Annotated in this window: 21 protein-coding genes; 13 read left to right on the top strand and 8 right to left on the bottom strand. The window is 60.1% G+C overall.

Going from position 1 to position 21,387, the window contains the following annotated elements:
- Positions 1–198: 198 nt before the first annotated feature.
- From C8029_RS11455 to C8029_RS11425, 8 genes are all read right to left on the bottom strand, one after another.
- Entirely contained in the window at positions 199–1,521 is a 1,323-nt protein-coding gene (locus tag C8029_RS11455; RefSeq protein WP_152002928.1) for an amidohydrolase family protein, read from the bottom strand.
- A complete protein-coding gene (locus C8029_RS11450; RefSeq protein WP_226946315.1) occupies positions 1,518–2,171 on the bottom strand; it encodes an aromatic ring-hydroxylating dioxygenase subunit alpha in 654 nt (217 codons plus the stop codon). Before C8029_RS11450 ends, C8029_RS11455 begins: the two co-directional genes overlap by 4 nt.
- Positions 2,111–2,404: a hypothetical protein gene (locus tag C8029_RS22400; protein ID WP_226946314.1), complete on the bottom strand. Its 294-nt coding sequence runs from the start codon at positions 2,402–2,404 to the stop codon at positions 2,111–2,113. The genes C8029_RS11450 and C8029_RS22400 overlap by 61 nt, the downstream gene beginning before the upstream one ends.
- A 24-nt stretch (positions 2,405–2,428) precedes the next feature.
- Positions 2,429–3,838: an 8-oxoguanine deaminase gene (locus C8029_RS11445; protein WP_152002927.1), complete on the bottom strand. Its 1,410-nt coding sequence runs from the start codon at positions 3,836–3,838 to the stop codon at positions 2,429–2,431.
- On the bottom strand, positions 3,835–4,770 hold the full coding sequence (locus C8029_RS11440) for an ABC transporter permease (RefSeq protein WP_152002926.1): 936 nt from the start codon (positions 4,768–4,770) through the stop codon (positions 3,835–3,837). Before C8029_RS11440 ends, C8029_RS11445 begins: the two co-directional genes overlap by 4 nt.
- A gap of 1 nt (position 4,771) precedes the next feature.
- Positions 4,772–5,839, bottom strand: coding sequence for an ABC transporter permease (locus C8029_RS11435; protein ID WP_152002925.1), 1,068 nt, complete (start codon positions 5,837–5,839; stop codon positions 4,772–4,774).
- Positions 5,836–7,407, bottom strand: coding sequence for an ABC transporter ATP-binding protein (locus C8029_RS11430; RefSeq protein ID WP_152002937.1), 1,572 nt, complete (start codon positions 7,405–7,407; stop codon positions 5,836–5,838). The genes C8029_RS11435 and C8029_RS11430 overlap by 4 nt, the downstream gene beginning before the upstream one ends.
- A gap of 65 nt (positions 7,408–7,472) precedes the next feature.
- A complete protein-coding gene (locus C8029_RS11425; RefSeq protein ID WP_226946313.1) occupies positions 7,473–8,534 on the bottom strand; it encodes a BMP family ABC transporter substrate-binding protein in 1,062 nt (353 codons plus the stop codon).
- A gap of 361 nt (positions 8,535–8,895) precedes the next feature.
- Here C8029_RS11425 and C8029_RS11420 point away from each other — a divergent pair, with 361 nt between their 5' ends.
- The 13 genes from C8029_RS11420 (at position 8,896) to C8029_RS11365 (ending at position 21,366) form a co-directional block, all read left to right on the top strand.
- Positions 8,896–9,159 carry a hypothetical protein gene (locus C8029_RS11420; RefSeq protein ID WP_009573980.1) on the top strand — a complete coding sequence of 88 codons (264 nt, stop codon included), beginning with the start codon at positions 8,896–8,898 and terminating at the stop codon, positions 9,157–9,159.
- Complete coding sequence (locus C8029_RS11415; protein ID WP_152002924.1) at positions 9,156–9,815, top strand: Rieske 2Fe-2S domain-containing protein; 660 nt, start codon at positions 9,156–9,158, stop codon at positions 9,813–9,815. The genes C8029_RS11420 and C8029_RS11415 overlap by 4 nt, the downstream gene beginning before the upstream one ends.
- Positions 9,812–10,441: a glutathione S-transferase family protein gene (locus C8029_RS11410; protein ID WP_009573982.1), complete on the top strand. Its 630-nt coding sequence runs from the start codon at positions 9,812–9,814 to the stop codon at positions 10,439–10,441. Before C8029_RS11415 ends, C8029_RS11410 begins: the two co-directional genes overlap by 4 nt.
- Positions 10,441–11,364: a LysR family transcriptional regulator gene (locus C8029_RS11405; protein WP_009573983.1), complete on the top strand. Its 924-nt coding sequence runs from the start codon at positions 10,441–10,443 to the stop codon at positions 11,362–11,364. The genes C8029_RS11410 and C8029_RS11405 overlap by 1 nt, the downstream gene beginning before the upstream one ends.
- A 101-nt stretch (positions 11,365–11,465) precedes the next feature.
- On the top strand, positions 11,466–11,966 hold the full coding sequence (locus C8029_RS11400) for a thiamine pyrophosphate-binding protein (RefSeq protein WP_009573984.1): 501 nt from the start codon (positions 11,466–11,468) through the stop codon (positions 11,964–11,966).
- The gene (locus tag C8029_RS11395; protein WP_152002923.1) at positions 11,963–12,571 is read left to right on the top strand and encodes a thiamine pyrophosphate-dependent enzyme; all 609 of its coding nucleotides are present in this window, start codon (positions 11,963–11,965) and stop codon (positions 12,569–12,571) included. Before C8029_RS11400 ends, C8029_RS11395 begins: the two co-directional genes overlap by 4 nt.
- Before the next feature lie 14 nt (positions 12,572–12,585).
- On the top strand, positions 12,586–14,124 hold the full coding sequence (locus tag C8029_RS11390; protein WP_152002922.1) for a GMC family oxidoreductase: 1,539 nt from the start codon (positions 12,586–12,588) through the stop codon (positions 14,122–14,124).
- Positions 14,112–15,482 (top strand): amidohydrolase family protein, encoded by a 1,371-nt coding sequence (locus tag C8029_RS11385; protein ID WP_152002921.1) that lies wholly within the window; start codon positions 14,112–14,114, stop codon positions 15,480–15,482. The genes C8029_RS11390 and C8029_RS11385 overlap by 13 nt, the downstream gene beginning before the upstream one ends.
- Positions 15,483–15,493: 11 nt before the next feature.
- Complete coding sequence (locus tag C8029_RS22740; protein ID WP_286189886.1) at positions 15,494–15,991, top strand: hypothetical protein; 498 nt, start codon at positions 15,494–15,496, stop codon at positions 15,989–15,991.
- Between the two features lie 8 nt (positions 15,992–15,999).
- Positions 16,000–16,344: a hypothetical protein gene (locus C8029_RS22735; RefSeq protein ID WP_286189885.1), complete on the top strand. Its 345-nt coding sequence runs from the start codon at positions 16,000–16,002 to the stop codon at positions 16,342–16,344.
- Positions 16,341–19,403 carry a molybdopterin cofactor-binding domain-containing protein gene (locus tag C8029_RS11375; protein WP_009573989.1) on the top strand — a complete coding sequence of 1,021 codons (3,063 nt, stop codon included), beginning with the start codon at positions 16,341–16,343 and terminating at the stop codon, positions 19,401–19,403. The genes C8029_RS22735 and C8029_RS11375 overlap by 4 nt, the downstream gene beginning before the upstream one ends.
- Positions 19,400–19,861 (top strand): (2Fe-2S)-binding protein, encoded by a 462-nt coding sequence (locus C8029_RS11370; protein ID WP_009573990.1) that lies wholly within the window; start codon positions 19,400–19,402, stop codon positions 19,859–19,861. The genes C8029_RS11375 and C8029_RS11370 overlap by 4 nt, the downstream gene beginning before the upstream one ends.
- Positions 19,858–21,366: an aldehyde dehydrogenase family protein gene (locus C8029_RS11365; RefSeq protein WP_009573991.1), complete on the top strand. Its 1,509-nt coding sequence runs from the start codon at positions 19,858–19,860 to the stop codon at positions 21,364–21,366. The genes C8029_RS11370 and C8029_RS11365 overlap by 4 nt, the downstream gene beginning before the upstream one ends.
- The last annotated feature ends 21 nt before the right edge of the window (positions 21,367–21,387 follow it).

Raw genomic sequence — 21,387 nt, 5'->3', positions numbered from 1 at the left:
GCGTATTTTTCAAGCAGACTATGAACAAAAATATTTCAAAACTACGTAAAACCTTACCCGAATCGAAAGCGAAAAAAGTCAACTACAATTTGTAAACGTAACGTAACGTAAAAATGACACAGCAACTTAGCCTAAGCGGATTTCGTCAACACCACATTCCTGCTTTTGACCAAGGCCACCGCCCTTCGCCGCACCGCGCTATCCAACACGACGCAAACCATCGACCCAGACCGTGGCAATATTGGCGCGCGAGATGGAATAAAGCAGCTTTTCCAACACCAGATCACCGTCGTAACCGGGCCAAAGCCGGATCGTGCCCTTGGCGGCTTTCGGGTCAATGGCGATGGCATCGAACTTCATTCCCGGCTCGAAACTCCCGACCGGAAGGCCAAGCGCCTTGGCCCCGCCACGCGTCGCCAGATAAAAGGCAGTGCGAAAATCAATCCGCGCCTCCCCCGTGCCCCGCACCTCAGGCGCAACAGTGGCGTCCACACCGCTCTCCAACATCCGAGATGCCGCAAGCGCCATCCGCGCGGCTTCCCAGATCGAGGCCACAGGCCCGCCGGACATATCTGAGCCAAGCCCGACATTCAGACCCCGCTCCAAAGCCGCACGAAGTGGGAAAACCGCCCCGGAGAAATAGGCATTGGACAGCGGGCAATGCGCCACCCCCGCCTGATGGGCGATCATCAGGTCCATATCAGAGCCGGAGAGATGCGTGCCATGGGCAAAGACCGAATGCGGCACCATCAGGCCAAAGTCCGCCAGCGCCTCCGCATCAGAACGCCCCGTTCGGGCACGGACATAGTCATGTTCCCAATCACTTTCCGACACATGGCTTTGCACCCGCGTGCCGGTTTTTTGCGCCAAAGCGCCAAGGCCCGAAAGACACGCATCGGTACAAGACGGCACAAAGCGCGGCGTCACCACCGGATGCACCATCCCGTCATTGCCGGGCATGGCGTTGATATACTCAATCACCGCGCGCGTGCCCGCAATCGCGTCTTCGGCAGAGGCATCGCGATACTCAGGCGGGCATTGGTCCGGGTCATCCATCACCACTTTGCCAATCAACGCACGCTGCCCCTTGGCCAGACAAAGATCGGCCAAAAGCGTGGTAGCCGGGACATGAACGGTGGCAAAATGCAGCGCGGTGGTGGTGCCAAGCGCCAACATGTCGTCGATCAACGCACTGTAGACCGCTTTGGCAAAATCGAGATCGGAAAACCGCGCCTCAAGCGGGAAAGTGTAGGTTTGCAGCCAATCCTCAAGCGGCACGTCAAGCGCGGTGCCAAGTTGCGCGTATTGCGGCGCGTGCACATGCAGATCCACGAATCCCGGTAAGATCAACCAGCCCGTTGGCAGGATCGTCGCCCCGGTCGGATCGCCGTCCGGCTCAAAACCAACAATGCGTCCCGCGTCATCCAATGTCAGAACGGCATCTTCAAAGGCTTCAACCACACCCAGGGTTGGCGCATGAAACCCCGAGACCAAAATCTTTTGTCCGCGCAGATCCTTCATGCCGCAGTGACGGTAAATGTATCCGCCGGCCCCAAAGTTGTACCGTAAACACAGCCCTTTTCTTTCAACCAACGGCGATACGCGATGGAGGAGGCATCGGCGCGGGTCGGCGTTTCGAACCGCGGTTCCAACGGCAAAAGACGCGGGCGTTGGTTTTCCAAAATGATCCGGTCTTGCAGAAAGATCACCTGTTGAAACCCGATCAGATCGGCATCCGTGCTGGTCTCATCCAGCAAGAACATCACCGGATGTGCGCGACACAGGCCCGGCTCCATCGGTTGCACAAACAGGCAAATCACATCCCAACGCGTCTCGGACATCGGGCAGGTTTTATACAGCAACACGGTAAACGGCGTGGTGATACGATAGATATAATCGGTCCGGATCGCGCCACTTGCGGATTTGGCGGCCTGTGGTTGGGTAAAAACGCAATCGGTGGCCCAGACCTCATCCACATCGCGGCGGATTTCGCATTTGTATTTCTCAACCTCGGAGTGCGCCTCAGAACCAAGAATATCGGTATGCACAAAAGGGAAATGCGCCATATCAAGGAAGTTTTCGATCACACGCGGGGCCGAGGACTTCACCCTCACAGCCCCACATGGAACGTAGCGGCGATCCGGTTCATCCGCCTCGGGGATATGCGGCACATCGGTGTTGGGCGCGCCAAGGTGACCCAAAGATAGCCGTATCGTAGTCGCACGGGCAATTCCCTATCACCACAGCGCGCCACCAAAGCCTCGCCACCCGTGATGAAAATATCCTGACCCAAAAGCCGGGTCGTCAACCCAGAGGGCGGGATTTCGGCCAGATTTTGAATGCAATACCATTGATCGAGCGTGGCGGGGTCCAGCGCTGCCGACCCATCTGTCTCTGTCGTCATTTTATGCATCCTTTAAAATCTGGTTCAGGCGTAAATACGATCCATCGTTGCCGCATGATTGGCCAAAGCGGCCGCCACGTCCAGACGCGTGAAGGCACCTTGGTCAATGATCTGCACCCCATTGATGAAGGAATGATCAACCTCAAACGGACCGCACATCACAAGGGCAGCCAAAGGATCGCGCTGGGTGCCCGCAAGGCCAAGCCGCGTGCGTTTTATGGCAATGAGATCGGCGGATTTGCCGGGGGCCAGTTGCCCAATGTCGTCGCGCCCCAAAAGTTTCGCTCCCGCCCGCGTCGCCATCCAAAGCGCCTCGCGCGCCGACAGTGCCCCCGGTGTGCCGCCAAATCCGCCCCGCCCACCGGGGACCTCGGACAGGTAGCGGTCCGGCGCGACCCGTTGCAAATACTGCGCCATGCGCGCCTCCATGAACATGTTGGAGGTGTCGTTTGAGGCCGACCCGTCGACGCCCAAACCAACCGTCACGCCGGCGTCCAACATCTCGCGCGCCCGCATGATACCAAGCCCGCAGCGCATATGGGCAGAGGGACAAAACGTGGCCCCGGTGCCGGTCTCGGCAAAGGTTTTGATCTCGGCATCGTTGAGGAAAATCGCATGGGCAAACCACACATCAGGGCCAAGCCAGTCGCAGCTTTCGGCATAGGCGACCGAACGCATGCCATAGGTGGCGATGCAATATTCCTCTTCGCTCAGCACTTCGGCGATATGCGAATGCAGCCGCACACCGGGATGCATCCGTGCCAAAGCCGCCGCGTCTTTCATCAAGCCTTGGGTGACGGAAAAGGCCGAACAGGGCGCCAAAACAATCCGCGTCATCGCGTGATCTGACATGTCATGATAGCGGTGGATCAAGCGCTCGGCATCCCTCAGGATCGCCTCTTCCTCCTCCACGCAACTGTCGGGCGGCAACCCGCCTTTGCTTTCGCCCCGGCTCATCGCGCCCCGCGCCGCATGAAAGCGCAGACCCATCTCCTGGGCCACCCGAATGGGCGTGTCCAAGGTGCAATCATTGGGCATGATATATTGGTGGTCCGAGGAGGTGGTACAGCCGCTCATGATCAGTTCCGCCATGGCCATGCGCGAAGCGGTTTCCATCGCCCGATCATCAAGCTTTGCCCAAATCGGATAAAGGGTTTTGAGCCAGACGAAGAGTTCGTCATCCTGAACCATCACCCGCGTGAGGTTTTGGTAGAAATGATGATGGGTGTTGATCATCCCCGGCATCACCACATGATCGGACAGGTCCAACACCCGATCCGCCACCACATCGACAAACTCCGACATCGGCCCGACAGCCGCAATCACATTGTCGCGGATCAATACGCCCCCATCGGTCATTTCGCGACCGACCTCGCCATAACCGTCATCAAAGGTGGCCAGATAGGAGATGTTTTTAAGGAAAGTTGTGCTCATCTTTGATCTCGAAAATAGGGGACTGTGAGACTGTCGGGTGCGGCCATCAGGCGACGCATCCGTTGCCATGCCAGAACAGGCACGATCATCAATGCCATGGTGCCCAGATAGGGCAACATCGAGAGGATCGAGGCGGCAATCGGCCAATTATGCGCCTGACCGACAAAGCCCAAGGCGGTGACAAAACCGAATAACAGCCCGGCCAAGACCGCGTTGATCGGGCGAAATCCGGCGAAAATCACCAAGGCGACCGCGATCCAACCGCGCCCTGCGACGACGCCCTCGGACCAGCTTGGGACAAAGACCAAGGTCAGATAGCCCCCGGCCCCTGCCGCCAAAGCCGACCCCAATGACACATACCAAAACCGCATTTTCATCACTGAAATCCCAGCGGCATCTGCCGCCGCCGGATTTTCGCCCACGGCGCGCATGTTGAGACCATGACGGGTGTGAAAGATCAAAATATGCAGCGCCACCGGCAGCACGAGGAAGATCAGATAGACCAAAAGCGAATGGCTAAAGAACGCGCGGCCAAAAAACGGCAGATCGGACAGGATTGGGATATGGATGTCCTGAAAGGTCGCGGACACAGGCGAGCCAGAGATCGGTTTGCCCAAGGTGGCGGCCAAACCCATCCCCATGTAGGTGAGTGCCAAGCCGCACAGCACCTGATTGGCGCGGATGATCACCGTGGCCACGGCAAAAATCATCCCCGCGATCAACCCCACGCCCATGGCGACCAAAAAGCCCAGCCATGGGTGCGGCGTGATCACCACCGTGGCCACCGCTGACATCGCGCCCAAGGCGATCAGCCCCTCGACGCCAAGGTTCACCACACCCACACGTTCGGCCAAAACCTCGCCCAAAGCCGCCAGCGCCAAGACGCCTCCGGCCAAAAAGGCGGTTTGGATCAGACCTGCAAGAGTATCCATGTCAGCGCGCTTCCTTGGGTGTGACTTTTCCAGTCGTTGGGATCAATTTGTAGCGCGCGACCTCGTCAGCGATGGCGGCGTAAAACAGGATCAGCCCGGTGATGGCCAAAACCGTATGGGTTGTAAGCCCTTGAGATTGCAAAACGATCCCACCATTCAGGATCACCGCCATAAAAAATGCCGTGGCAATCACCCCCAAAGGGGCGGCGCGGGCCAGAACCGCGACCATGATGCCCAGATAGCCATAATTGTTGGAAATTCCGCCCTGAAGCCGCCCGACGGTGCCTGCAACCTCCATCATGCCGCCAAGCCCGGCGATGGCGCCCGACATCAACATGACGAGGATCAGATGACGCTGTACCGGCATCCCGGCATAGGCTGCGGCACCCGGATTGGCGCCGCCGATGCGCACCTCATAGCCCCAACGCGTATAGGCAAACATCACGGCCAAACCGACCGCCAGCATCAGCGCCACGGGCAAGCCCCAATGCACGATCCCCCAGACATAGGGCACCGAGACGGACAGTCGCGCGGTGGTCGCCAAAGCCATGCCCGACGGATCAAGCCAAGGGCCGGTGGCAACCCAATAGACCAACAAAAGCGCGACGAAATTCATCAACAGCGTGGTGATCAATTCGGACACATCGGCATAGGCTTTGGCCAAGGTCGGGATCAAAATCCAAAGCGCGCCACCGGCCATGCCCGCGAGCGCCATCAGCGGCACTAAGAGCCACGCGGGACCCGGCACGAACAGCGCCACGCCAGTTGCGGCAAACGCCCCAAGGTTGAATTGCCCCTCCGCCCCAATGTTCCACGCACCGATGCGCAGGCCAACCGCAACCGCGAGACCACAATAGAGCAGCGGCGAAAACAACAGGCCCAAATCCTCAAGCCCGAAACGCGACCCGAAGGTCGATGACAACACCTTGCCGCCCAGCGCGATTGGGTCTTTGCCGGACAGCACCAACACGGCGGCGGCGGTCAAAAGCGCCAAGATCACCGCCAGCACCCGCGCGGAGAACAACACGCTTGGGGCCGCGACCGGCATACGTTGCAAACGGTAGCTCATGCGGCCTGTCCCTGTTGTCTTTGTCCGCCCATCATCAGGCCGATTTGTTCGATATCCGCGCCTTGGGCCGGAACCACTCCCATAATCTCGCCATGAAACATCACGGCAATCCGGTCAGCGAGGTTCAGCACTTCTTCCAACTCCTCGGAGATCAGGACAACGGCGACGCCACTGTCGCGCATCTCAACAAAATAGCGCATCATCGTGTTGATCGCGCCCACATCCAGCCCCCGCGACGGGTAGGCCGCGATCAGCACCTTATCGGCAATGCGCATTTCGCGCCGCGCGACCAGACGTTGTTGGTTGCCGCCCGACAGGTTGCGCGCAGGCATGGCGAAATCCGGCACCATCACCCCGGCAATCTTGGCGATCTCGCGCGCCAAAGCCAGCGCTCGACGCGGCGCATACCACGGCCCGTTTGACAGCGGCGCCAGTGCGTATTCGCGCAGAACCGCATTGTCGGTGACCGACAGGGTCGGGGCCATCCCGGCATAAAGCCGATCTTCGGGAATATGACCCACGCCCTTGTGCGCAAAGACCCGCGCGCCAGCGCGTCCGATATCTTCACCATCCAGTGTCACCGTGCCCTTGGAGGGCGCGACAAGACCACTCAGCACATAGGTCAATTCACGCTGACCATTGCCCGCAACCCCAGCGATGCCAAGGATTTCTCCGGCGCGCACAGAGAGCGAGACGTTTTTCAACACAGTGCCATACTCAGATTTCAGCGTGACACCTTCAAGTGTTACCATCGGCGCGCCAATCTTGCGCGCGCCGCCATCGCCGCGCATGTCGTTGAGCACGATTTCGCGCCCGACCATCAATTGTGCCAAGGATGTCTCCGAACAGTCCGAGGTCCATTCGGTCGCGACCTTGCGGCCCGCGCGCAAAATGCTCACCCGGTTGGAAATCTCCATCACCTCGTCGAGTTTATGCGAGATGAAAATCACCGCGTTTCCCCGCGCCACAAAGGCCCTGAGCGCCGCAAACAGGTCGCGTGCCTCCGAGGGGGTCAAAACGGCGGTGGGCTCATCAAGGATCAGAACTTTGGCGTCACGCGCCAACACCCGCAGGATTTCGACCCGCTGCTGTTCGCCCGTTGACAGATCGGCCACAATCGCCCCTGGCTTGACCGCAAGGCCAAGCGTGTCGGCCAAATGCATGGTCCGCTCTTCCAGCGCCTTGCGCGAAATCCGCGCCGGGGTGGCATCCCAACCCAAGTGGATGTTTTCGGCCACGGTGAAGGCTTTGACCAATTTGAAATGCTGATGCACCATGCCAATCCCGGCGGCGATGGCATCAATTGGCGAGGCAAAGCGGCGACTTTCCCCGTCCATGATGATCTCGCCTGCATCCATGTGATAGATGCCGGTCAATACATTCATCAGCGTCGATTTCCCGGCGCCGTTTTCGCCCAAAAGCGCGTGAATCTCGCCGGGATAGACCGCAAGATCCACGTCCTCATTGGCGATCACGCCGGGGAAATATTTCGACACGCCTTTGAGGGCGACCAAAGGCGGCGTCCCGGGCGCAAGCCCGAGACGCTGTTGGATCGAATCCTCGTGCATCACTCAGTTGTCCAGACCGGAGACCCCTTCGATCGACCAGTTCCAATGGTAAAGCTCTTCCTCCGTCATGGTCTGCCTGCGGCGACTTTGATCGTGCCTTTGGAGTCTTTGATCTCGCCCATGAACGGGTTGAACGACCCATCCAGGATCGTGGCCTTGACCGCATCCGCCTTGGCCGCGACATCGGCGGGCACGCTGTCGCCCCAAGCATCGACGTCCACGCCGGCCCCAAAGGGCAAGAGGTCATAGGTCGGCATCCATTCGCCCGCCAAACGGCGACGCACTTGTTCAACGTACCATGGACCGAAATCGACCATGATCGAAGAGATGTAGGCATTGGGACCATAGCGACGCAGATCGGTGTTCCACATCACGGCCTTGGCACCCCGTTCTTCGGCCACCTGAAGGTAACCGGCCTCATCCATGATCCCAAACAGCACATCACAGCCTGCATCAATCAGCGCCACTCCGGCTTGGGTCGCGGCCTGCGGGTCGAACCAACTGTTGATGACGATGGATTGTAGCGTGGCCTCCGGGTTGATCGTGCGCGCCCCCATGAGGAACGCGTTTGTGCCGGAATAGACCGAGGGCACAGGGAAAGAGGCAACATAGCCGAGTTTTCCGGTGGTCGACATCGCCCCCGCCGCGATCCCGGCGACATAGGACGGATACCAATGGGCGACGTAATAAGTGCCCAAATTGTCCATCGGATTGCGGCCATCGCATTCGTAAAACGCCACCTCGGGGGCACGTTTGGCAACGTCGTACAAGAAATCACCATAGTTCGAGGTGGCGAAGACCATGCAGGCATCATCGGCGACGAATTGACGGAAAATCCGGGTGGCATCGGCCGAATAGGGGATCGACTCGACATAGGAGGTGCGCAGCGCCGGGAAGGCGGCTTCGACTGCCTTCATCCCTTGGTCATGCGCCCAGGTCCAGCCTTCGTCCGACGTTGGCCCAGTGTGACCAAAGGCGATATGCGCGTCAGCTTCGACCACGGGTGCCAAAGGGCCCGCCGCATTGGCAGGTCTGATCACCCCGGTTTTGGGCAGGATCAAACTGGCCCCGGCAGCGGCACCCATATTGAGAAACCCACGGCGGGACAGGGATTTGGTAGAAATCATCGAAGAGGTCCTCTTGGCTGTTTGAACGCTTTTGACATGTCCCATCCGGCCTTGGCCGGGGACGCGCTATGAAAGGTGCGCGGCGCTTCGCCCTCTGCGGGGAGATAGCGCCAGGACCGCCTTGCGCCCGGACGATCCGTCGCCAAGGTCACGAATGTGGGGCGGCCACGTCGCATGTGCAGGACCACGTTTCCAGAGTGCTGTGACCGTGAATAGCCGTAAAATTTCGATACAGATGTTGCGTTTAGAACAACACTTGACGGTCCAGATTTTCCACGCCTAACTGCCGCGAACACCTCGGAAAAAATCGCCGTTTTTCCTATAAAAAAGGGGTTTTCTCGAATGATGAAAGCACAGAGACATGCAGATTGACCACGTGACATTCACCTTTACGGGACAGATTCCACGCGAGAGTTTTGCCGAGTTTGCGCAACACCGTGCCTCAAGATTGTCCATCACCCTCACAACTGTGATGCAAAATGATGCAGTTGCGAAATTGCAGGTGATTGGTCAGCGCGATTTGGTGGATGCGTTTGAAATGGCGCTCAGCCTCGGGCCACAGGATTGCATCGTCCACAAGGTCACACGACAGGCAGACAACCCCGCCAAAGGAGAAGAGACATGAGTGAAACCGGATGGGTGCCCATCGCCCTGTCACGCTTTATTGCCCCCGGCACATCGGCCGGCACGGCGGTGCATGGCGCGGAAATCGTGGTCTGGCGCGACACCGGCGGCAAAGCCCACGCGTGGGAGGACCGCTGTCCGCATCGCGGCATGAAAATGAGCTTTGGCTTTGTGCGTGGCGATCACATCGCCTGTCTTTATCACGGCTGGGAATATGACGAGACCGGCACCTGTCGCTACATCCCGGCACACCCGGATTTGGAAGTGCCACCGTCAATCTGCGTCACGCGCTATGCGGTGACGGAGGCGGGTGGCATGATCTGGACCGCGCTGCCTTTGGGCGACATGCCAGAAGTGGAACCAAACGCGCCTGATATGGACGGGCTGCGCAGCCTCTATATCGACGCGCCTCGGGATGCGGTCTTGGCCGGGGTGAAAACCGTGGCCTCGCAGGTCTCGCAGACCGGCGCGCTGATCACTGCCACGCTGGGAGAGACCCCGCTGACCCTCGGGTTACAAACCATCGACGCCGACCATTCGGCGTTGCACATCACCCTGCCCTCGGACACACCGACCGCGACCCGCCTCAGCCTGCTCGACCAATTCGCCACCCTGCGCCGCAACGTCGAATCCCCCCTCAAAGAGGCCGCCCAATGACCCAGCTTGTCTTGCACAATTATGATCTGGATGACGCCTGCTATCGCGTGCGGCTTGTGGCCTCCTGTTGCGACCTTCCGGTGGAATTGCGCAATGTCGACATGTTCCCCGGTATGGAACAGGTTTCCCCGCCCTATCTGAAGCTGAACCCTTTGGGGCGCTTGCCGATCTTGGAAACGGCGGATGTGACACTGCGCCATACCGGAGCGATTTTACTCTATCTGGCGGGGCTGGACCCGCAAAAGCGGCTTTTGCCGACAGAGGCCTCCGCACTGGCCCAGATGATGGATTGGCTGTTTTTCGCGGAACATGACCTATCGGTCTCCACCGAGGCCCGCGCCATTTCGATCATGGATCTGCCCGGTGACGGGCCCCAAACCATCGCCCAAACCCGCGCTTTGCTGCGGATTATGGAGGATCACATGAGCGCGCAAGAGATCAAAGGTCTGAGTTTCTTCGCCGGAGAAGAGATTACGCTGGCCGATATTGCGCTGTTCCCCGCCTTTGCGCTGAGCCGCGATTGCAATATTGACCATGACGCCTTTCCCGCCCTGCGGCTTTGGGCGCGACGGGTGCGTGCCACGCCGGGCTTTGTTGTCATGCCCGGCATCCCGGATTACCACTGATGGACCTGCATCGGCTTGGTCTCGTGTCCTCGCGCGTCCACCACTTTATGTTGGTGGCGCGGCTGGGGTCGATCCGGCAGGCGGCGCTGTCGCTCAATGTCGCGCCCTCTTCGATCTCGCGCACCATCAAACAACTCGAAGAAGACCTCGACACCCCCCTGTTTGAACGCACCAAACAACGGCTGAAACTGACCTCAGCGGGCGAACTTTTAGCCTATCACATCGGGCAATCCACCGGCGAAATGAACCGGGCGCTGACCGAGATCAACGACCTGCACGGGCTGCGCCGGGGCACCGTGACCCTGGCGGTGATCGAAAGTGCCGCACGCGGGCTTTTGCCCGAAGTTCTGGCCGGGTTTTGGGTGCGCCATCCCGAAATCAGCGTCGATGTCCGCGTCACCGGCTCGCAAGAGGCCGTCGATTTGGTCAATCAGGGCGAGGCGGATTTGGCCTTGGCCTTTGACGTGCGGGTGCCGCGCAATGCGCGGCGTTTGGCCTCCGTGGCTTTGCCTTTGGGCGTATTGGTGCCACCCGGCAGTGCCCTGACCAAAGAAAACCGCCCCGTAAAAGCCTATGAATTGGCCGGTGAGCGAGTGATCCTCTCGGACGCCTCTTTGACGCTCGGCAGTTCGGTCGAACAGATGTTTTCTGGCTCTTTCGTCGAGTTTTCCCGCCGCGCCCGGACGAATTCCATCGGCTTGATGATTGATCTGGCCATTCGCGGGCTGGGCACGATCCTTCAGACCCGGCTTGGTGTGCAAAATGAAATCAGTCGTGGCCATCTTGTCTTCATCCCGCTTGCGGATGCGGGTCTTGGTCTGCGCCGCCTGTCGCTGATTGCCCGCCCCAAAGGCGAAGCCTCTGAGGCCGCCTTGGCGCTCTCTGCCTCGCTCACTTCCACCATGGAGGGTCTCAAATCCTAAGTGTTGCGCCAAAGCGAACATCTCGTTGAGAAATCATCGTCTTTTCGGAACACAGTCACTCTGACAGGTTGATTTTGTAGCGTGAGATTTGGAGGTTCGATATGCAGCAAAGCGCCGTAGATGCGGTGATCCGAGGGCTCAAACGGGCGGGTGTGAGTATCGTATGTTACCTGCCGGATTCGCTGTTCAAAGAACTCTATCCGGCGCTCGATGCCGACCCGGACATTCGCACCATCCAAGTCACCAACGAAGGCGAGGGGGCGGCCATTTGCGGCGGTGTGTTCCTATCGGGCAAACGCGCGGCTTTGGTGATGGAAAACTCCGGTCTGCGCGCCTCGGTCGAACCGCTTGCGCGGATGGGCTTGGGCGCGGGCATCCCGGTTGTGATGCTGATGAGCTATCGCGGCGATATGGGCGAAAACAATTGGTGGGCGGTGCCACATGGCGTGACCATGGAACCGGTGCTGCAAGCCCTGCGCATCCCCTATGTGGTCGAGCGCGAAGAGGAGCGGATCGAACAAGCGATTTTTGACGCTTATGAGCTGGCCTATTCGTCTTATTACCACACCGCCGTGGCGCTTTCGGGGAGTATCGTGCGATGAAACGCTTTGAGTGTATGACAAAATTGGCCGCCCGCCTCTCCGACGAATTGGTGATCCTCTCATTGGGCGCCTCTGTTGACGAATGGTACAACGCCGCGCCGCACATGCGCGCCGCCTCGCTGTTTCAACAACAATTGGGCTGTGTCACGCCGCAGGCGTTTGGACTGGCGGCGGGCCTGCCGGAGCGTCAAATCATCTCGCTCGACACCGATGGCGGGCTGTTGTTCAACCTCGGCATACTGGCCACTTTGGGCAATGAAAGACCGAAAAACCTGTTTGTCGTGGTCTGGGACAATGAAATGTACCAATCCATCGGCGGGCCCAAAACCCACACCGCCTCGGGCACCGTCGATCTGGCCGCCATTGCGCAGGGTGCCGGGGTGACACACGCCTACACCGCCCGCACTTTGGACGAGTTCGACGCCCATTGCGAAGCGGCTTTGGCCAGTGACGACCCCTATATTGTCGTCGCCAAGGTCGCGGGCACTGTTCAGCCCGAGATCAAGCGCAAACACTCAGATGGGCGCGAGGACAAATACATCTTTGTGCGCCATGTCGAAGCCACCGAAGGGATCACCATCATGGGCCCTTCTGAACATAACTAATCCACGGGACCGACATGAAAACCGCCTTTGATTACATCGTGATCGGCTCTGGATCGGGCGGCTCTGCCGTGGCGCGTCGGCTGCATGATGCGGGGGCGGATGTGGCGGTGATCGAGGCGGGAAAATCCACCTTTGGCGTGACTGAGATCGAAGACCCGAGTGCGTGGTTTGCTCTGCAATCCGGCGCATGGGATTGGGGGCATCATTACACCCCCACCGCGCGGGTTTTGAATCGCACTATCCCGATCCCACGCGGCAAAGGCTTGGGTGGCTCGTCGGCCACCAATGCGATGATGTGGTATCGCGGCGGACCCGCCGATTATGCCCGATGGGACGCCGTGGCGCCGGGATGGTCGTGGGAGGACTGCCTGCCGAGCTTTCAAGCCTGCGAGATATGGCAGAGCGGTGCGAGCGCCTTGCGCGGCAGCGATGGCCCGCTCAAGATCACCCGCCCGGACCCGGATCATCCCCTGACCCAAGCCATGCTCAAAGGTGGGGCCGATATGGGCTTGCCGATGGTGGATGACCCGAACGGGCCGGAGCCCTTCGGCGTCAGCCTTGCCAATTTCAACATCTCGCCCGAGGGTCTGCGTTGGACCTCGGCGATGGGGTATCTTGCTCCAATCATGGCGTCCGAACGTTTGACGATCCTCTGCGAGACCCGCGCTTTGGCTCTGGCGTTTTCCGGTGATCGCGCCCGTGGTGTCCGTGTGTTCAAAGACGGCGCGGAGCATCTTTTGACCGCACGGTCGGGCGTGATCCTTGCCGCTGGCGCTTTGGAAACCCCGCGGTTGTTGATGCTCTCTGGCATTGGAGATGAGGCGGAGCTGGTCCGGCTTGGCCTCAAAACCCGCCTCCACGCCCCCGAAATCGGTCGCAATCTTCAGGATCATCCACTGCTGCGCGCCCTCAATTTCCGCGCCTCATCACCGCTTGGGCCGATGAAAGGCAATGGCGGCGGCACGCTGTCGATTTGGAAATCCGCGCCCGAGTTGGACCAAGCCGATCTCTTGGCTTTCCCCATTCAAACCCGCTCTGCCGTGCCGGCGCTTTGGGATCATTACGATCTCGACGGTGATGGTTTTGCCATCGGACTGGGCGTCATGCGCTCCTATTCCAAAGGCTGGATCACGCTGACCGGGACCTCCCCGGATGACCCACTTGATATTCAGCCAAACCTCTTGTCGGACCCGCGCGATCTGAAGGCGCTCGTGTCCGGGGTGGAGTTCCTGTTGGACATGGTGCTCACCCCCGGCTTTTCACACCTCTTCGCGGATTTCGTCGCCCCGGATCGCAAGGTCTCGGGCGGGGATACCGTCACTTTCGTGCGCCGCGCCTGTTCGACCTTTTTTCACTGTTGCGGCACCGCCCAAATGGGCACGCACACCGACGCCCCCGTTTCCCCTCGGTTGGGCGTCAAAGGCGTTCGCGGCCTCTGGGTCGCGGACGCCTCCGTCATTCCCGACATCCCCGCCTGTCACACCCACGCCCCCGTCACCATGATCGGTGAACGGGCGGCGCAATTTATATTGGAGGACGCATGTCTGACCTGATCCTAAGTGCCGAAGCCGTTATCACGATGGACAAGGACCTGACCGTGATCCCCCATGGTGCGGTCTTGGTGCGCGGTGATACGATTGTGGCCACGGGCACCGCGCGCGACCTGATTGCGGCGTATCCGGAGGCCACGGTAAAGGACATGGGCCGGGCGGTATTGATGCCCGGTCTGATCAATGCCCATGCCCATTCCGGCTTTCTGCGTGGCACCGCCGAACACCTGCCGGTTTGGGATTGGCTGACCCAACATATCAACCCGATGCACCGCGTGCTTTTGCCCGAAGAGGCGGAGGCCGCCAGCTATCTGTGCTATGCCGAAAGCCTCTTGGCGGGCACCACCACGGTGGTGGATATGTGGCGTTATATGGAGGGCTCGGCCCGTGCCGCCGAGATTCTTGGCAACCGGATTGTCGCCGTGCCTTACGTTGGCGAGCACCCCGATTACGACTATTTCGACACGCTCGATATGAATGAGGCGTTGATTGAGCGTTGGCATGGCAAGGCCGAGGGCCGGGTCACTGTCTGGGTCGGGTTGGAGCATCTGTTTTATGCCGATGAGGCCGGGCAACAGCGCGCCATCGACATGGCGAAAAGGCACAACACCGGCTTTCACACCCATTGTTCCGAAGCTGAGATTGAGTTGGCCGAGTTTCACACCCGCTACGGCAAAAAGCCGATGGAGGTCTTTCACGATCTCGGGTTCTTTGAGACGCCGAGGGCGATGTTTGCCCATGCGGTGTGGTTTTCCCCCGAAGAGATCGACCTGATCTCAAATTACAACGTCTCGGTCGCCCATAACCCGGTGTCGAACATGAAACTGGCCTCTGGCATCGCGCCCATTTCCGACATGTTGGCGGCGGGCATACCCGTGGGCATCGGCACGGATGGTGAGAAAGAGAACAACAATTTTGACATGTTCGAAGAGATGAAACTCACCTCCCTCAAGGGCAAATTGCGCCACCGCGACGCCGCCGCAATGGACAGTTGGGAGGTGTTGCGCATGGCGACCTCTTTGGGGGCCGAGGCCCTGGGGCTGGGCAATGTCACGGGGTCATTGGAACCGGGCAAAAAAGCCGACATCATCGCCCTGCGCGGCGACACGCCGCGGATGACGCCATTTCACGCCGATGGGCGCTGGTTCAACATTCACCACAACCTGGTCCATGCCGTACGCGGCTCTGACGTCAAAATGACCATGGTCAATGGCCAGATATGCGTCGAGGACGGCAAGCTGGTGAGCGGGGATGTGACCGAGATCATCGACCGGCTGAACCGCCTCACACCGGGGCATTTCACCCGCCGCCAGCTCTGGCTTGACGCCAATGGCGGCGGCACGACGCAATGGACCGATTGAGGAGCATCCAGATGTCACAGACCTCACAAGGCACCAAAGATTCCGTCGCCCTCAACCAATGGTATGCGGTCGCCACGCTCACCGATTTGGACCGGATGGAGGAGACAAAGCTCTTGGGTCATCCGATCACTATCGGTCCGGGGAAATCCGTGATGCATAATGGTAAACCCCTGCCCATTCGGGAGAAATTCGAGTGTCTTTGGACCACGCTCGGCGCACCAAATACTGAGATTTTCGAAATCGAAGAGCGGTTTGAGCCCGAGCGGCGGGTTGTCACCTGTGGCTGGGTGACCATGCGGGCCTCTGGCCTGCGTGTGGTCGAAAATTTCCTCGACATGGCGCATTTTCCCTTTGTCCACACCGACATTTTGGGCTCTGAACCGCACGCCGAGGTGCCCGTTTACAAATCCGAAATCCGCCGCAATGTGGACGAGGTCTGGGCCACCAATTGCACCTTTTTTCAACCGCAAATGACCACAGCCCGCCCGGAGGCGAATTCGCCCAACTGACCTACCGGGTGCCCAGTCCCTTTGTCGTCATGCTCTACCGCGAAGCACCAGATCAACCCGCCCACCGCGATGCCATTGCCCTGTTCATCCATCCAATCGAAGAGGGGCTATGTCGGGCGCAACCGGTGATGTATCTGCTCGACCAGACCTCCAGCCATACCCAGCTTTTGCGCTTTGAACAGGTGATTTTCCTGCAAGACCGGATCATCGTCGAAAACCAACGCCCGCTGTTGTTGCCACTTGAGGCGCGCAGCGAAATCCCGACCCGCGCCGACAGTTCCTCGGTCGCCTATCGCCGCTGGTTGAAGGAAAAGGGGATTACCTTTGGCACGACCACGCCGGAGGCCGCATGAGGGTCAGCCACCCCCGCACATTGGCCGAGGCCGAGGCCCTGATTGCCACAGGCGCGCAGGCCGTGGTCGGCGGCACGGGGCATCAGTTTCGCTGGTCCCAAGGACAGACACGGCCCGATCACCTCGTCAACATAGGCCCACTTTTACCAAATGGGATCAATGGCTTGACCATCGGCGCGGGCACCTCCCTTGAGGACATCCGCCGCGCCGGATTGCCGCTTTTATCACAGGCGTGCAGGGATGTCGGCGCACCCAATATTCGTCGTCTCGCAACGCTGGGCGGCAATATCGGTTTTGGTGCGGGCTGTCTCATTCCGGCGCTTTTGGCACTGGATGCCGAACTGAACACCACACGCGGCCCACGTCCTTTGCGCGACCATCTGCGCGACCCAAAAGGCCTCATCCTCTCCATGACCCTCCGCCCGCTGGAGCGCTCAATTTGGCGCAAAATCGGACTGCGCGCCGCGTTCACGCCCGCAATGATCGTCAGCGCCGGAACACTCGCCTCGCAGGACGGTCGGATCACCGATCTGCGCCTCTCGGTAGGGGGCGGTATCGTCGCGCCGCAGCGGCTTACAGAGGTCGAAACATGGCTCATCGGGCAGGTTTTGACAAAGGTTGACATGGCCGATCTTGAGACGCGGGTTTTCGCGGCCATCGACGCGCCATCTTGTGCCTTTCGCAGTGCGGGCTACCGCAAACGTGTCGCCGCCAAAGTGATCTCTCATGGCCTGCTCGGGCCAGGCCTCAAAACCCATTGCCCCAAAACCCTCCGCCCCAGCCCAACCCCGCCCCTGGCTCTCGCCGCACTCTCGCGGCAGGGCGGCGGCGACCGCTGGCACACCCGCCCGGACATGCCCGCAAAGGTGCGTGGCGCCCTGCCCTATCTGACCGATGTGCGCGCGCCCGGCATGTTGGTCGGGCGTATCCTGCGCGCCGCTCACCCTCATGCCGAAATCCTGCGCATTGACACGCGCCAGGCCGAGGCACTGCCGGGGGTGCATGCCGTGGTCACCCATCGCGACATCACCGGGCTCAACGGCTTTGGCATCGTCTTCCAAGACCAGCCCGCGCTCTGTGCCGACAAAGTGCGTTACACCGGTGATCCGGTCGCCGCCGTCGCCGCGATTGATGCGCAAGTGGCTGAGGCGGCGCTGGCGCTGATCGAAGTCGAGTATGCGCCTTTACCCGATGTCACCGACCCGGAGATGGCATTGATGCCCGGTGCCGCGCGTGTGCATGACAGTGGCAATCTTGTCAGTGAGATCGCCCATGCCAAGGGCGATCTCACTGACGGCTGGGCCAAGGCCGTGCATGTGGTCGAAGACACCTACGTCACCCCGCGCCAGATGCACGGGTTTATGGAAACCGAAGGTGGCTGGGCCGCACCGGATGGGCCTCAGCACAACGGAATCTTAGTCTGTGCCGGGGGCCAGCATGGTGCCCGCGATCGGTTGCAACTGTCGCGCATTCTCGACCTCCCCGAGGACAAAATCCGCGTGATTTCTTCGCCCACGGGCGGAGCGTTTGGGGGCAAGGACGAATTGACGGTCCAACCCATTTTGGCACTTTTGGCGCGCAAATCCGGCCGCGCCGTGCGGCTACACCTCAGCCGCGCTGAAAGTGTTCAGGCCGGGATCAAGCGCAATCCGATGCGCATTCGGATGAAAACCGGCTGTGACGCAACGGGGCGTTTGGTGGCGCAAGAGGTCGATGTCGTCGCCGATTGCGGTGCCTATGCGTCGTTGTCGCCCGGCGTTTTAGAAACCGCGATGGAACATGCCGCCGGACCTTATGTGATTGAAAACATTCAAACACGCGGGCGGCTCGCCTATACCAACAATGGCACATGCGGCGCGTTTCGTGGCTTTGGTGCCAATCAGATGAGCTATGCGATTGAATGTCAGATGGACCGTCTGGCGGCAAAAGCGAGGCTTGATCCGGTGGCGATCCGCAGGCTGAACATGCGTGTGCCTGGCAGTCCCGGTTTTCTGAGCCAAAGAGTTGCGCCCTCTGAGCGCCTGCTTGAAATGCTCGACGCCGCCTCAAGCTCGCCGCTTTGGAGTGCCCGAGAGACCAATCCCGACGAGATCATCGGCACCGGCATGGCGCTGAATTATCAGGGCAACGGACTTGGCACTTTGCCCGAGGATGAGGCGGAATTTGCGCTGCGTTTGAAGGGCGGAAAAATCGAAGTGCTCTGTGGTCTCGATGAGATGGGTCAGGGCCTAATCGCCTCGCTTCATGCCGAACTTTCCACGCGTTTGGGCGTGGCCCGCGATGACAGTCGTGGGGTGTTTGGCGACACCGGAACCGCCCCCGACAGCGGTTCGACCACCGCCTCGCGCGGCGGCTATGTGGTCTGGCGCGGGATCAAGGAGACGGCACCGGCGTTTGAGACCGAACTCCTGTCGCAGGCAGGTGCCAAACTTGGCCTACCCCCTGCGGAACTGCGACTTGTCCCCGGCGGGATTGGCGCGCGCGGGGCCAATACACCCACGCCGCTGTTGCGGTTTGACGCCATGGCCGATAGCGCCACCTTCACCACGCAGTTCTCTTTTCCAAAGTCGGATTACACCAAAGGCAACGCCCGCCTGATTTTCGCTTTTGCCACGACATTGACGCGTGTGGCCGTGAACCGGATCAGCGGGCAGGTCCGCGTGCTTGATCTTGAGATGCATACCGCCGCCGGACCCGTGATCGACATGGCGTCCTATTTGGGCCAGATGGAGGGCGGGTTGATCCAAGGCCTGGGCTTCACCTTGACCGAGGATATGCTGATGCAGGATGGCCGCCCGGTGACCGCAAATTTTGACAGCTATATGATGCCAACGGTGCGCGATGTGCCCAACACCATGCGGATCACCGCTCTTGAAGATCTTGACCCCGGTGACCCCTATGGCCCGCGCGGAGCGGGGGAGTTGGGCATTGGTGCGGTGACGCCCGCGATTGCCAATGCGGTGTTTGATGCAATTGGACGCTGGCCGGTGGTGGCGCCGTTTGCCCCAGAGAGCCTTTTGGATGTGATCGCATCCTTTGAGGCGGAGGCCCAAACATGATCGGGTTTACACTCAATGGTCAGACCGCCGAGATCGCCCCGGATGAGAGCCTGTTGTCGACCCTGCGCGAAAGGTTAGGCCAGACCGGCACCAAACAGGCCTGCGAAATTGGCCGCTGCGGGGCTTGTACCGTTTTGCTCGAGGGTCACGCGATCAACGCCTGTTTGCTGATGGGATGGCAGGTGGCGGGCAAAGCCGTGACCACCATCGAGGCGCTGGAAACGCTGGCCGAGGGCCGGGCTTTGGTGCGCGCAATGGAGGAGGAAAACGGCTTTCAATGCGGCTATTGTGCGCCCGGCGTGATGATGAGCCTCGTTGGGCTGTTCACCCTCTCGCCCGATGCCACGGACGAGATGATCTGCACCGCCCTTGAGGGCAACCTGTGCCGCTGCACCGGCTATCACTCGATTTTGCGCGGGGCGTTTCGCGCCCGTACGCTTATAAAGGACAGGATATGACATTCACCTTGACCCCACATGCGCCCAAAACCGACGGTGCCCTGGCGTTTTTGGCCCGGCCCGCGCAACCGATTTGGATCGGCGGGGAATGGCAGATATTGCCCGATCAGTTTGACAGCCATGATCCCGCCACGGGCGGGCTTTTGACCCGCCTTTCCCGAGCAGGCGCAACTGAGGCCGATGCGGCGGTGGCGTCGGCGCATGAGGCGCTTGTCTCCCCCGCATGGCGCGGGATGCTGCCCGCCACGCGTCAGGCCTTGCTGTGGAACATCGCCGATCTGATCGAGGCCCACGCCGATGAATTGGCCGAATTGGAAAGCCTTGATCAGGGCAAAACATTCGCCACCGCGCGGTTCGGCGAACTCCCCGGTGCCATCGCGCAGTTTCGCTATTACGCCGGGTTTGCGACCAAATTGACCGGTGAGAGCATCACGCCTTCAATCGGTTACGCCCCTGCGGGCAAACAGGTCATGGCCTATACCCGGCGCGAACCTGTCGGCGTTGTGGCCGCGATCACGCCATGGAATTCGCCCCTTTTGATGGCGGCAATGAAACTGGCGCCTGCGCTTTGCGCGGGCTGCACCGTGATTTTGAAACCGGCCGAGGAAACATCACTGACCGCGATCCGGCTCTGTAAATTGATCGAAGAGGCGGGGATGCCCAAGGGCGTGGTCAACCTGTTGACTGGCTTTGGACATGAGGTCGGAGAGGCCTTGGCCACACATGCGGGTGTCGCCAAAGTGGCCTTTACCGGATCGACCGAAATCGGACGGCATTTGTTGGGCTCGGCCAAGGGCAACCTCAAAAAACTGACACTCGAACTCGGGGGCAAATCCCCGGCGATTGTGATGGCGGATGCCGATCTTGATCTGGCGGTGCCGGGTGTAGCGCGCGGGATTTTTGCCAATTCGGGACAGGTCTGTGTGGCCGGGTCTCGCATCTATGTTCAGCGCGCACTCTATGATCAATTTGCCGAACGGCTGGTGCAGGCCGCACTTGCGCTGCGCCTTGGGCACGGGTTGGCACCGGACAGCGATCTTGGCCCGCTCATCAACGCCACACATGCCGCGCGGGTCGCGGGGATTGTCGACCAAGGTCGCGCCGAGGGGGCCGAAATTTTGACCGGAGGCGGGCAAATCGACGAAGCACCCGCGTTTTTTCAACCAACGATCCTGACTGGCGTGCGCCCCGACATGGCCTTGATGCGGGATGAGATTTTCGGCCCGGTGACGGCACTCACCCCATTTGACACGCCAGAGGAGGCCTTGGGCCTCGCCAATGACAGCGAATACGGCTTGGCGGCCTCGGTCTGGACCGAAAACCTCAGCCACGCGCACAAACTGGCGGCGGCAATCCATGCGGGCACGGTCTGGGTCAATTGCCATAGCTATTTTTCACCGGAACTGCCGAAAGGCGGGATCAAGGCCTCGGGTTGGGGCGTGGAAAACAGCGCGCAAGGCTTGGACAATTACCTGGAGAATAAAACCGTCTGCATGGTGATTTAGGGCCGCAAGATACGGCTTGGA

This window comes from Roseobacter sp. TSBP12 (genome assembly GCF_009129705.1).
GTDB classification, from domain to species: domain Bacteria; phylum Pseudomonadota; class Alphaproteobacteria; order Rhodobacterales; family Rhodobacteraceae; genus Celeribacter; species Celeribacter baekdonensis_A.
Note: the sequence above shows the minus strand (reverse complement) of the source record. Positions and strands in the feature narration are given on the sequence as shown.